Below are 12,888 nucleotides of genomic sequence, written 5' to 3'. Positions count from 1 at the left end.
AATTGTTAAGGGGTAATTGGTAATTGGTAATGAGTCAATAAAGACCGACATTCTAGTTAAAAGCTGTGGACTGCCAGCCATTACCTATTTCCGATTACCCATTAACAATTACCACTTAACAATTAACAATTAACCTTCATTCTTGGGCTTTGCTGAAGGCTTGAGTTCCTCTGCTTTAAAAACCACTTCTTTGACGACTCCAGGAACTCCGAGTAGTTCGGCTTGTCCGTTATTAACAGCAATCATTACTCCGCCGGCATTACCAGCTACAACTACCAATTGCTTTTGAGCCTGCCAGGTGCGCACAGTCCCGGTCGGCAAAACTCCCTCAAACTCTGTTTTGCCATCGACTTCAACCTGCATCCACGATTCTGCTTTAAAAGTGAGGCTAACCATCACTGGTTTATTGCCAGATGTATCTAATTTTTGACCGGTTCTTGCTGCTTCCACAGTGGCGTAACTCTGGGGTTTCTGAGTTTTTGAGGCCCTCGATGCCTCAGCAGCGGCGCGAGCTTGTTGTTGCTGCCCAAGTGTGAGTTCTTCGGCTCCCGTACCGTTTTTTGCGGTCACAGAACTGCCCATCAAATGAGATAAGACATTGACTGAACAGATAATTAGAAATGTATAAAAGAGGTACAGGTGGATCGGCCGCAACTGAGGTCCATCTTGCCAGGATAGCTTGGTTCTCGATCGAGGTGGCGGTTCGATCGGGAAAAACTCGGCAAACTGACTTCCGTCCAAACCCATTGCTTCCGCGTAGCGCTTGATCAAACCCTGAGTGTAGACGGGTTCGGGAAGTTGGTCGAGTTGACCCTCCTCAATGGCTTGCAGCAGATTCCGCCGAATCATTGTTACCAGGGCTACTTTGTCCAAACAAATCGAGTGCTGTTCGCGGTACTGGCGGAGTTGAGCCCCAATTTCCGCTAGCTTCTTCTGAGCTGGTTCTGGCTCTTGGGAGTGCAGTTTCTTCTTAGTTGTTTTGAAGAATAAAAACAATAAATTCTTTGTCATATGCTGTGCTCCTGGGAATTTGCTGGCACGCTTATTGATGTTAGGTTGACTAGATTCCATAAATAAATAATTTCCGAATCTTCTAGGGGTCGGTAGCAGCCTGGTGCCAATATTGGCAATTCGGGCCGCTGCAATTGAATCGGGCCGATGGCAGTGCGGTGCAGGCGCACCACGGGATATCCCAACTGCTCGGCTGTTCGCCGAATCTGTCGGTTTCTGCCTTCTGATAGAATGACTTCTAACAGAGTTTGCTCGCGCGCGCGATCTAGAACTCTAACTTTCGCGGGCAAAGTCTTTCTGCCTGACAAGATGATGCCCTGACGCCACGCTTGCAGTATGGGTTCCGGGGGATCGCCCAACACCCAAACGTGATAAGTTTTGGCGATCGAGTGACGCGGATGGGTCAAACAAAATGTCAGCTTACCATCATTGGTGAGCAAGAGGGCGCCGGTGGAATCTGCATCTAAGCGTCCTACGGGGTGGATGCCTTGACCCGAGCGCAGTTGGGGCGGCAGCAAGTCGAGAACTTTCGATCGGGCTCTGGGATCGCTGCAAGTAGAAACAACGCCTGCCGGTTTGTTGAGCAACAGATAAACCTGTGACGGTCGATCCGTTGGTTTTACCGGGACTCCATCGACTTCGATCAGATCCCGATCGGGGTTCGCTTTTTCTCCTAAGCGAACTATATTGCCATTAACTCGGACTCGTCCAGCTACAATCATCTGTTCTGCAAGACGGCGAGAGGCAATGCCCCACTGGGCGAGGATTTTTTGCAGCCTTTCATCAGACATGACGGGAGTGTGGAAACCCCCAACTCGCGAGCGGTGGGGGAGGAAACACGACACGGTTAATTGATTAACCGATGCTGGCAATGCTCAATTCCGGGTTGGGAATAAATTACTAATGCTCGACCAATTCTTACAGGGCGTTGCGCCATGTAAGGATTGTCCTGATGGCATGACCCTGAATGTTGTGCAAAAACTACGAGGAAAAGACTCGCGCCAGGCACAGGCTTGCACCCTTGGTTTGCGGCTAATTAGAGAGCTGTGGGTCTGACCAGACCCTAAACCCACACTACCATAAATCCCGTACTCCTGGTTAATTTTATACGCTCGATCGCGAATTTTTCCTGGGGATCGCACAACTCGCGAAGGAAGGAGAGATCAAAAGGCCCTTCAGGGTGAGAATTTTTCTGCTTCTGGCGTTGCTGATTCGAGATTTCTGCTTGCTTTGGGAGCTCATAGGAGTTGCGCTCATCAACCCGGTTTCGCCAGAAGAATCAGAGGTTGACGGCGATATATCTATGAAGAAACCGGGTTGATGAGGCCAGATACGCAAGTTCTAGTTAAATTTCTGTGCTTGAATATTAAGGTTTATATTCTGAAATTGTTTATGACTGTCGATCGAAACTCTCTTCAATTTGACAATAGAGATGGCGCTGCTGGCTCTGGTGGGACTGTTAATCTCGGCTTTGAGCCGGGGAAACCTTCGCCGACGAGTCAAGGCAGCCGGATCGCGAGCGCCGTGCTGTCTCCGGCGGTGCAGTTGTGGCTGCGATCGCAAGTTCAGCAGGTGGACGAGTTGAAGGTGAAAATTGAGGGGAGCGATCGACAAATCTTCAGCGGTGCGATCCCCAAAGTAACGGCTGCCGCGAGGGGTGCTGTGTATAAAGGACTACACCTAACTGAAGTTGCCCTAGAGGGCTGTGGCATTCGCATCAACCTGGGTCAAGCTCTCAAAGGTCAACCCCTGCGTCTGATGGAATCCGTTCCCGTGGCAGGCGTTTTGAGGCTAAGTCAAGCGGATTTGAATGCGTCGCTGAAAGCGCCTTTGCTTGCTGATGCTTTGAGCGAATTTTTGCTGCCTCTGCTGCCGCTAACAGATAGGGAAAAGTCGCTGAAGTTGCAAAATTCGCAGATTGCAATTGAGGCGGGTGTGTTGACGCTTTCGGCGGCAATTTTGCGCGCTGGCGGTAGGCAAATTCCTTTGGTATTGCGGACTGGTTTGCGGATGGCCAGCGATCACGAATTGATGTTTGAAGCACCAGAAATCGAAATGGATGGAGAATTAAAGAGCAGTGATTTCAATGGTTTTAAAATTGATTTTGGGCCTGAAGTTGAGATAGAAGAGTTGCTTTTGAGTCCGGGGGAGATTGTTTGTCGGGGAGGTATTAGAGTTTTGCCTTAGTTAGTTAACTGTTGAGTGTTGACTTTAACCTTCGACGCACAGCTTGGGAATACATACCCCATTCCCAATTCCCAATTCCTAATTCCCAATTCCCCATTCCCAATTGGCAATTGGCAATTGGCAATTGACAATTCCCAATTAGCGGGCGAGGAGGTAAGAGTCGATCGCGGGCAACAGTAAAGTGACAAAATAGTAGACTAAGGGTGCGGTAAAAACATAACTGTCGGTGCGATCGAGAATGCCGCCGTGACCGGGTATCAACTGTCCCGAATCTTTAACACCGGCGTCTCGCTTCATCATCGACTCAGTTAAATCTCCCAACAGGCTAGCAACGCCAATCAACAGACCAAAAGCAGCCCCAGTATACGGCCACCCCGGCCAGTGTAAATACCAAGACCCAGCGACGGCCACGGCGATGCTGCCGCAAACTCCAAATACGGCACCTTCAACGGTTTTTTTGGGGCTGATGTGGGACAGGCTAGTGCGGCCGAAGAATTTGCCGACAAAATAAGCCCCAATATCAGCGGCCCAGATGCAGAGGAAAGCCAGCAGCAGCGAAGTCAATCCTAAAGATATGTAGCTGGAAGTTGTCCAAGACGGCGGCGAGTAAATGTTAACGGGCAAATTGCTTGCTACTGCTTGCCCCAGTCCAGTTGTAGCAAGATTGGCTGGGTCGAGGCCGACTCGCAGCCGTATCCAATAGCTGGGCAAATAACCGCCGTAGAACAATCCTAAAATTGAGGAGGCAATATCGGCGATCGTAGATAATTTAGGTTGGAATAACAGGTAGAAACAGATTAAGGTTCCGGCTAGGGGGAACATGGCGTCTACGAGTTGCGGTGCTAGGGCGGCAGTAATTAGCAGGCCTTGACTGACGGCTAAGGTAGTTTTGGCAGCAGGTGCAATGCCTTTAGCCCTTGCTAATTCAAAATATTCCAATTGGCCTAGGTAGACGATGACCCCAAAGCCGACGGTGAAGTACCATCCCCCCATAATAATCATTCCCAAAGCAAGGGCGATCGCAACTATTCCACTGAGGATACGAGACCAAGGCATAAAATGAATTTCTCTTGCAGACGGCGGCGGGTCATTCGATTTGGGATTTGGGATTTGGGATTTGGGATTTGGGATTTTTCAAGAGCACGAGTTTCTCCCTTGCACAGCTAACCCCCATTCCCAATCGTCGATCCAAAATCTCAACTCAGGCGGTCAATCCAGCTATGGTCGCCCTTATTCTAAGTATGAAGGTTAAAGGTTAATTGAACTTAAAAAAGATTAAGAATTACATTTAGTCTTTAGTCATACGTCATACAACCTCCGGGCCCAGATCATCATCTTTGATTTGGTGTGCGAGTAGGTCATTTTAATCACTGATGACTAATCCAGCTTTTCGCCACTGAGAATAAATATGGGATTGACGGCGGCAAAGGTTTGACTCAGGCCCCGAGTCTCCAAGCGGTTGACGGCGGACTGGACTACTTCGATGTTGCGGACTTGCAACTCGGCGAACCCTTCGGAAATGGCGTAAAGATTCTCTAAATTGCCAGCGGTGGCGACAACTCTACCGTGGGGTTGCAAGTACCGCCAGACTTCTTGGAGAATGACTTTAATGGGGCGACCTCCTTCGATGCAGACTCGGTGGGGCCGTTGGGGCAGGTTTTTGAGGCATTCCGGGGCACTGCCTTCTATGACTTCTACGTTGTCGAGATCGAATCGATCGCAATTTCTGCGAATCAAGCTTGCTACTTCTTCATCCCTTTCGACGGCGATAATCCGACCTTTGGGACACAGCAAACCTGTTTCTACGGCGATCGTACCAGTACCTGCACCGATGTCCCACACCACTGAGTCTGCTTGCAGCCGCAGGTGCGAGAGTAACAGCAGTCGGACTTCTCGCTTACTCATGGGAATTCCCGGTAAACGTTCAAATAAGTCATCGGGAATGCCTGGAGTGACGTAGGGCCAAAGCATAGTTCTATTTTTGAGTTTTGATTTTTGATTTTTGATTGAAGCAAGACCGAAGTTGGAACTCGCGGAAGAAGTAGAAATTCTCCCTATTTCCCCCAAGCCTTAATATTTACTGTCGCACAACCTTGAGAGTTTGGAGGCCTCTATCGCTACAACCTGTGATTTTGCCGCCGGCGGTAAGGACTTGTTGCAGGTAGTCAACGGCTTCTAGGGTAATGATTTCACCGGGCATCAGGACTGGTATTCCAGGGGGGTAGGGACATATGAGTTCGGCGCACAGGCGATCGACTGCTTTGTCTGCGGGTACTGTTTCCGCTGGCAAAAAGAAGGCCTCGCGGGGGGAGAGGAGAGGGGGAGAGTGGGAGAGTGGGAGAGTGGGAGAGTGGGGAAATCTTCCATCGGACATCGGACTTCTTCTCTCGGACTTCTTCTCTCGGACTTCTTCTCTCGGACTTCTTCTCTCGGACTTCTTCCTGACATCCGTTACATCCGTTACATCCGTTACATCCGTTACAGAATCCGTTGCCGAACTTCCTTCTTCCTGACATCCGTTACATCCGTTACATCCGTTACAGAATCCGTTGCCGAACTTCCTTCTTCCTTCTAAAATCGTCAAAGCTTTAACTAAATTGTCAATATCTGTTTCTGTATTGCCCAAGCTAATAATAAATGTTAGATGTTGAGGCATGGGAAGTTCTGCGGTGACTGCGAGTTCCGAGTGCAGAATTTCATCGGCGGCAAATCCTGTGATTCCTAAATCGGATACTTTTACTGTTAGCCTGGTTCGGTCTAATGCTGCAAAACCCCGTGTATTTAACGGTTCTAAAACTGATAAGCCAGGAATTAAACTGATTCGCGATCGCGCTTTTTCTGCTAGCAGTAAAGTTTGAGTCATTAACTGTTCGCCGTGGAGTGCGATTTGTTGGCGGGCTGCGTCTAGGGATGCTAATAGTATGTAACTCGGACTGGTAGATTGTACTAACTCCAATGCTCTATTTAATTTTTGGATATCTATACGATCGCCCTTGACGTGCAGCATCGATGCTTGTGTCATTGCACCGAGGGTTTTGTGGATTGATTGTACGGTTAAATCGGCACCGGCTGATAGTGCCGATTCTGGCAAGTTTGGATGAAAGTTAAAGTGCGCGCCGTGGGCTTCGTCTACTAATAACGGTATGTTGTATTGATGGGTAATTTGGGCGATCGCCCGCAAATCCCCGCAGACGCCGTGATAGGTTGGGTAAACCATCATTACTGCTTTGGCGTCGGGATGTTGTTCTAATGCGGAGGCTGTGGCTTCTGGGGTGATGCTGTTGGCAATATCCCAATCCGAGTTGTACTCGGGATTGACAAAAATCGGAATTGCACCGGATAAAATTAAACCAGAAATCGCCGAGGAGTGGATATTTCGAGGTAGGATAATTTTATCTCCTGGGCCGCAAGTCGCTAAGATGGCGGCGATAATTCCGCAAGTCGAACCGTTAGCCAAAAACCGAGTTGATTTTGCTCCAAATGCTTCGGCGGCTAAGTCTTGAGCTTCGGCAATTGCACCTTCAGGATTAAAGAGATTATCTAATTCCGGCAATTCCGGCAAATCCGAGCGAAATACTGTGGCACCGAATAAGTCAACTAGCGGCCCTGAGATTCCTTGTCCGCGTTTATGTCCGGGGGCGTAGAATGGGGCGTGCGGATGATTTGTGCGATCGCGCAAGGCATCTAATAGAGGCGTTTGTTGTTGAGAGTTTGCTGGTGACACGCTTAATCTTGATTTGATTATTTGGAATTATAGCAACCGCCGAGGTTTCACTGGAGGTTATTAATTGCTGAAACCATTGCTGGAAATTCCGCGATCGCATCGACTGCTGCCTTTTTCCTTGAAATCGCCCACAAGCAACACTGTCTCAATTTCAAACTTCTCTAAAATGACTTAACATCGACCGCTTAAGTATGATATCCAAACAGTTGAAAATCCTGGCTACTGCTTTACTTATGGTTTCTCTAGGGGCTGTGGTTTCAGTTACAGCACAAAATCCTACCACAGTCTGCGACTATTTTTCAGCCAATATCGGCTTTCGAGTCAATACAACCTGTTCGATAATATCGCCGGCTTTCTTAACTGGGCCCGATCGCCCGATCGCGTCTTGGAGGGCGATCGGCCTTTTTTGATACCACTCTTGGGTTAGGACTTTCCCAATGGGCGATTGTACTTGAGAAACGCTCAATTCCTTCAAATAAACCACTTCCCCAACACCCGTATAAGGAATGAGAATTAAATAACTTCCACAAGTTTGTGGGACGCCCATCCCACAATAACAATTAAAATTGTAAGTTATTTAATTCGCGATCCTAAGCAATCCGCGCAGCCACTCCCGGCTGGTCATTCGCCACAGGAATTGCTACCATTGGTACTCCCTTGCTCAACTATTCCAAAGTCGTATTCACCCCGGCGCGAGTAATCGTGAGAGTTGTTTTTTGTAGCAATTCTAATTGCGGTGCATAGCCAACAAAGATCGGATTTCCCGGCAAGGGTGGCCAGGATTTGGAACTCGCACCTGCGCCGAGACAAATCACCAATTGAGCGTCTAACCCTTCACAAGCAGAGGCAATGGTTTAAAAAACATCCAACAAGCGATTTTGCACAGTTCCCATCGAGGCATAAATCAACGGTTTGCCGGTTAATTGTGCAAAAGGAAAAGGCACTGGGCTGAGTTTCCCCAGTTGGGCAAAGCCTTCTGCCATTGATCCTGCGAGAAATTCATCTTCAGCTAATGGCTGGAATTCCAAGCCCCTTGCTAAGGTAGTGGTTTTAGCATCGAGGAGGTTAAATACGGTGACTCGATGGCCGCGGCGAAGCAGTTCGCTACCTAAACGTATCATGGTCTTGAGGTGGACGGTGGATGCCGGAGAGAGAATGCCGAAGTGGGCCATGAGTCCAGGCTTCGCGTGAGGTTAAACTTTTTAGCATTTAATCGACGGTAGGATCGGTCTACTTCCAAACATACTTTTGACAAGTATCTCTAGCTTCTCGATTGACTTGACTGTCATCAAATTCTTTTAAATAAAAAGAATCATTCAAAGACGGGTGGTGGCGCAATCGATCGCACCCTATGTGAAGCCAACTTTGCCAAGTACCAGCACGCCACAAACGTACCGTGTTATCGCTATTACCACTAACGAGATATTCACCGTTTGGGCTGAGGGCGACTGAGTTGACAGAACCTTTAGATATTTTTAAAGGTTCGCCAATTAAGTTACCCTGCCTATCCCATAACTTTACCATTCCCCCCCCATCCCCACTGACAATGTATTGACTATCTTTGCTGATAGTAACTGTCCAACTAGCCTGACTATTTGGGAAAGGTTGGCTAAGAAGCTTACCATACTGATTCCATAAATACACGCCATTATGTCCTCCAGCAACGATTGTTTGTCTATCAAAACTGACGGCTATTGAACCGATGTATCCTATTTTCTTACCCCGTGGATTTTCAAAAATTACTCGTGGTTTTTGGCGGTTTAAATCCCATAATTGAACAGCCCCTACCTCACCATTCCCAGCAATTACAAGAGTCCGATCGTCATAAAAAGCAATGGATGAAACACCACCCTCAGGTGAAAATTTATTAATCAAGTTACCCTTCATGCCCCACAGGTAAACTTGATCACTAAGAGTAACAATAGTCTGACTATCAGGACTAATTGCAACTTTTGTAACAGCCTGAGGCTGCGGCCATTCACCTATAAATTTGCCCTTAGCTCCCCACAGCCGCACAGTCTTATCTTCACTGCCACTGACAATAGTCTGACCATCAGGACTAATAGCGACTGATTTTACAGCATCTTCATGTTGAAGAATCAAGGATTTACCTTGTAAATTCCAGAGCCGCACAGTCTTATCTTCACTGCCACTAACAATAGTCTGACCATCAGGACTAATAGCGACTGAATTTACAGGGTCTTTAGTTTTCTGTTCAGGACTAATAGCAACTGAATTTACAGCTTTTCGATCTCCTGAAAAAACATTAACCGCATTGCCTTGTAAATCCCACAATCTCACTACTGCTCCCTGATTTACCCCAGCCGTGACAGCATACTTCCCATCAGATCTAACAGCGATCGAGTTGGTATCGTAGAATGACCTATGCTGTATGAGGTCGCCTCTTAAATTCTTAATTTCGACTATTTCTTCCCCTGCACCTTGATCACCAGCACTAATACTGATAATTTTTTGACCATCTGCCGAGTAATGTTGTTTGGATTTTGGACTATGATCAGTGATAGTATTAGGATCGACAGCGATCGTATTAGAAGCGAGAGAACTGGGAGAGCCATCGATATTCCATACCTTCACTTCATTCTCTCGGGTTGTAGTAATAATATGCTGACCGTCGGCACTGAAATCAATTGATTGAAGTTCCCCCCCAGCGTATAAGATATTAACTTCCCGAACTGTTTCGATCGCATCTCGCAAGCTGGACTGAACCGAGGCCCAAGCTGGCTCCAAAAATGGTTTCAACAGCGATTGGCTCTCACCAGTAGCTTCAATTGCCAGAATCAAGCCATTTAAAGGGTATGAAGAGGATAACAGATTTTTAGATCTTGTTGCTTTTTCAGTGAGTTCAATTAGCTGGAATCGAACGTAAACTCCGAATAAGATAATTGAGGCAACAGTAACAGCAATACCCCAGCGTAAATTAATATTTCTGCGTCTTTGCCAAATACTTTGCTGTACAAATTCAGCTTCTACTTGGTTAAACCAGTAATCGCTAGATTTAAGTGTTTTTCTTAAGACATCAAGATAGGGATTCCCATTCCAAAGAAACTGTACTTTCTTCTCTTTCGGACGTTCTTGAGTATTTTGCGGTATGATTTTTGTCCGCCAGTTTTTAGGAAAGTCGAATGTGTTGTTTAAAAAATTCAAAAGAGGTTCAGCTTTTGTTAAAAAACTTGATACTTTTTCATGGTTTTTCCATTTCGTAGTTGTCTGTTGCAATTGGATTTGTGTATTTTCTATAATTTTTTGTACCTCCCGCTCTTTCCTTTGTTTCAACCACTCTTTTGTTCCATCAATTTTTTTGTCTATACTGGTTAAAAAAGGTTCAGCTTTTACTAACAAACTAGGTGGCTCTTCCTTGTTTTTCCACTCGAAAGCAACGGGTGTCAAACGGCGTTGCAAGAGCAAATTTTCCTGTTCCTTTTCTAGCCACTTTTGTAATTTATCCCACCCTTTGACCAAAAAATCATGGGCAGGCTCTATATAAGGTTCTCCCGTCTCCTGCCCGCTGACAACAAGACGAGCGTTATGAAGACATTCCAGGACTACTTTGACTCGCTGATTTTCTTCCTTGTCTGGCTTATTTGGCTCTTGTTTGTTGGCGTAAACCAATTCCGATAATGACACCCGTCGCCGTACTGGTTCTCCGCCTTCGAGTGTCACCATCCGCAGCATCACCCGACGCATCGTAGCTGTGTGAGCATCGTCCGGCAATTCGTTATATTCCTGATTGGCTCTGCGCGTTAGAGAGCCTGCAACCCCTCCTTCCTTCTCAAAGTCCGCATCAATTCTCAGGGCCCGATCGCTACTTCCATCTTTCACCCACTTTTCATAAAGCTTGATGTAGAATTCACTGAGCGTGAAAGATAGCAACGGCAATGCACCAGGCATTTGCCCCACTTCCTCAATGAGCCGATCGACCAGATTGGGCGGTTCAAAGTACAAAGCCATCTCTGCTGCGGGGCGTTCGATCGCCTGTCGCAACTCATCCGCTCGCATCGCTCGTACCGGAAAGCGAGCCTTTGCCCACTGCGACTTCAAAACATCAGAATTGAGAAATCTCGGCTCAAAATCCGATCGCAAAGTGACGACAATCCGCAACTGTTTTAAATTAGCTGCTATCACCTCTTCCAGAAACTTCAAAAACTGCTGCCACTCTGGTTGTTTATTACTTTTTTTGTCTGGCTCCCCATCCCGACTCAGAGTAATTAGCTCTTCAAACTGATCGATAACCAATAACAGCTTGATGTCAGGATGATTTCTGCTCCATTCCTCTACAATCTTGACAAACTCTTCGGAATTTAAACTTTTGCTGAATCTATTAATACAGTCCAAGCATACCTGTCTTAATTGTTTCTTCTGCTCCTCTTGTTGACACAGATCGTAAAGTTCCTCGAAGCGATCGGCAAATAATTTTCTGGGGTTGTTATTCCATTCACCGACAAATCCTTCTAACTTTTCTCTGTCTCGATCCAATCGCTTAAATTCCTCATCTTGTTGCCCGGATTCGTCAAATTGATTTATTTCTGTATCTAACTTTTCTATTTCTTGCTGTAAGACTCCCCGTAAAAAATCAACAGTTTTAAGTTCGTTGTCGATCGCAAAATCACTGATGGGGAAAATAGTCCTTGCTAAAGCTATAAAAGGATACTCTCCTGGACGCATTGGCGTGAGGATATGCCAATGATGGATATAGGTGAAAGCCCAAAAATCCAGAGGTAATTTAGGAAGCGAACGAATTATCGCTATAATAACGTTTGTTAAATTGCCAGCACTATCGAGAAGTTTTTGAGGGACTTCTTCTTCTGAAAGGTCTTTCAAGCAAGGAATTAAGCCAGCTTTGACGAGGCTTGATTTGCCCGATCCCGATACCCCTAAAACTACAGTCAGCGGTTGCTGTGGCTGAGAAATTCGAGCTTCTAGTTTTTTAATTAATTCTTGCCTCCCAAAGAAAAACTGAGCGTGCTTTTCTTCAAAAGACTCTAACCCCCGATAGGGATTGTTATCTTTATTTAGTTCCGGTGCAGATTTTAAATTCGGGGGGCGCTTCGGATTTAAAAAGATGTACTCGCCTCGGTTGTGCTTCGGTAGAGGCCACAATTGGGTAGTTTGGCGATCGCCCGCAATTTCTGCTACCTGATATTGCAGGTATTGAGAAAGTTCTGTAGCTGTAATTACTCCGTCTCCTGCGGGTTTATTTTTTTGAGCTGCAGGCATAATATCCGCCTCACCCTGTAAAGCTTTAAACAAAGCTTCAGCAAAAGGCGAATGATTTTTTCCTGCTAATAGTTCTCTATTGTTAGGATTAATAGTGTTAGGATTAATGTCGTAAGCTTCTTGATTGTGTGCTGCTGAAGTAATCGCTTGCCAAGCAGGAGAATTAATAAAACGATCGTAATGTTCTTTGTGAATTTGGCGGGGAATGACTGTTACTTTTCGGGTACTTGACCAGCGGAATGTTCCGGCAAAACAGCAGTCCAGAATCACGAGTAAATGGCGACATTTGAGTGCGGCTAAGCGATCGTATAGCGTTTGCATCGGCAGCAAATTCGCATTATTTTTGATGTCGGCATCCTGTGGGACAAGGAAACCAGCAGGGCCGCGATCGCTCTCCTTGGCAATCCCATGTCCGGCAAAATAGAAAAGCAAGCGATCGTCTTTATTAATTTTTTCCGGCAGTTGCTTTGTCAGCAGATTTAATAAGCTCTCAAGGGTGGGTTTGCAATCGGTATCATCGGTAATCAAAATTACCTCATACTTGTGCGGCTCAGCTAATATATCTGCCAGTTTTTCGGCGTCATTTTTAGCTGTTTTTAGTTTGGGAACTTGATTCTGGTAATCATTAATTCCGATAACAACTGCCCAGTTCCGCTGGAAGTCTGCCATTTTACCCACTCCTTCTTTAATTGACTAAAATTCTACTTGCCTTCAAAATTAATGCGATCGCT

General features: G+C 46.4%; 9 protein-coding genes. 1 reads left to right on the top strand and 8 read right to left on the bottom strand.

Annotated features, from left to right (window positions below; genetic code table 11):
- Positions 1-129 precede the first annotated feature (129 nt).
- A complete protein-coding gene (locus tag ACUVJL_RS06855) occupies positions 130-1,011 on the bottom strand; it encodes a helix-turn-helix domain-containing protein (RefSeq protein WP_445245171.1) in 882 nt (293 codons plus the stop codon).
- Positions 1,008-1,802, bottom strand: a complete 795-nt coding sequence (locus ACUVJL_RS06850; RefSeq protein ID WP_445245170.1) for a pseudouridine synthase — start codon at positions 1,800-1,802, stop codon at positions 1,008-1,010. Before ACUVJL_RS06850 ends, ACUVJL_RS06855 begins: the two co-directional genes overlap by 4 nt.
- 601 nt (positions 1,803-2,403) lie before the next feature.
- Between ACUVJL_RS06850 and ACUVJL_RS06845 the strand changes: the two genes are divergently transcribed.
- Positions 2,404-3,198, top strand: coding sequence for an LmeA family phospholipid-binding protein (locus tag ACUVJL_RS06845; protein ID WP_445245169.1), 795 nt, complete (start codon positions 2,404-2,406; stop codon positions 3,196-3,198).
- A gap of 138 nt (positions 3,199-3,336) precedes the next feature.
- Here the strand turns inward: ACUVJL_RS06845 and ACUVJL_RS06840 are convergent, their stop codons facing one another.
- The 6 genes from ACUVJL_RS06840 to ACUVJL_RS06815 form a co-directional block, all read right to left on the bottom strand.
- Positions 3,337-4,254 carry a phosphatidate cytidylyltransferase gene (locus ACUVJL_RS06840; RefSeq protein ID WP_445245168.1) on the bottom strand — a complete coding sequence of 306 codons (918 nt, stop codon included), beginning with the start codon at positions 4,252-4,254 and terminating at the stop codon, positions 3,337-3,339.
- A gap of 321 nt (positions 4,255-4,575) precedes the next feature.
- On the bottom strand, positions 4,576-5,169 hold the full coding sequence (gene cbiT, locus ACUVJL_RS06835) for a precorrin-6Y C5,15-methyltransferase subunit CbiT (RefSeq protein ID WP_445245167.1): 594 nt from the start codon (positions 5,167-5,169) through the stop codon (positions 4,576-4,578).
- Between the two features lie 106 nt (positions 5,170-5,275).
- Positions 5,276-6,922 carry an aminotransferase class I/II-fold pyridoxal phosphate-dependent enzyme gene (locus ACUVJL_RS06830; RefSeq protein ID WP_445245166.1) on the bottom strand — a complete coding sequence of 549 codons (1,647 nt, stop codon included), beginning with the start codon at positions 6,920-6,922 and terminating at the stop codon, positions 5,276-5,278.
- A gap of 292 nt (positions 6,923-7,214) precedes the next feature.
- On the bottom strand, positions 7,215-7,469 hold the full coding sequence (locus tag ACUVJL_RS06825; RefSeq protein ID WP_445245165.1) for a hypothetical protein: 255 nt from the start codon (positions 7,467-7,469) through the stop codon (positions 7,215-7,217).
- A 307-nt stretch (positions 7,470-7,776) separates the two neighbouring features.
- The gene (locus ACUVJL_RS06820; protein WP_445245164.1) at positions 7,777-8,094 is read right to left on the bottom strand and encodes a hypothetical protein; all 318 of its coding nucleotides are present in this window, start codon (positions 8,092-8,094) and stop codon (positions 7,777-7,779) included.
- Between the two features lie 58 nt (positions 8,095-8,152).
- Positions 8,153-12,826: an nSTAND1 domain-containing NTPase gene (locus ACUVJL_RS06815; protein WP_445245163.1), complete on the bottom strand. Its 4,674-nt coding sequence runs from the start codon at positions 12,824-12,826 to the stop codon at positions 8,153-8,155.
- Between the last annotated feature and the right edge of the window lie 62 nt (positions 12,827-12,888).

The organism is Microcoleus sp. OTE_8_concoct_300, assembly GCF_031383065.1.
In the GTDB taxonomy this organism is placed as follows: domain Bacteria; phylum Cyanobacteriota; class Cyanobacteriia; order Cyanobacteriales; family Microcoleaceae; genus Microcoleus.
This window is presented reverse-complemented; position numbering and strand designations above follow the sequence as displayed.

Coding starts and splice junctions, on each gene's coding strand:
- ACUVJL_RS06855 (WP_445245171.1), bottom strand. CDS start 1,011: ATGACAAAGAATTTATTGTTTTTATTCTTCAAAACAACTAAGAAGAAA.
- ACUVJL_RS06850 (WP_445245170.1), bottom strand. CDS start 1,802: ATGTCTGATGAAAGGCTGCAAAAAATCCTCGCCCAGTGGGGCATTGCC.
- ACUVJL_RS06845 (WP_445245169.1), top strand. CDS start 2,404: ATGACTGTCGATCGAAACTCTCTTCAATTTGACAATAGAGATGGCGCT.
- ACUVJL_RS06840 (WP_445245168.1), bottom strand. CDS start 4,254: ATGCCTTGGTCTCGTATCCTCAGTGGAATAGTTGCGATCGCCCTTGCT.
- cbiT (WP_445245167.1), bottom strand. CDS start 5,169: ATGCTTTGGCCCTACGTCACTCCAGGCATTCCCGATGACTTATTTGAA.
- ACUVJL_RS06825 (WP_445245165.1), bottom strand. CDS start 7,469: ATGGGCGTCCCACAAACTTGTGGAAGTTATTTAATTCTCATTCCTTAT.
- ACUVJL_RS06820 (WP_445245164.1), bottom strand. CDS start 8,094: ATGGCCCACTTCGGCATTCTCTCTCCGGCATCCACCGTCCACCTCAAG.
- ACUVJL_RS06815 (WP_445245163.1), bottom strand. CDS start 12,826: ATGGCAGACTTCCAGCGGAACTGGGCAGTTGTTATCGGAATTAATGAT.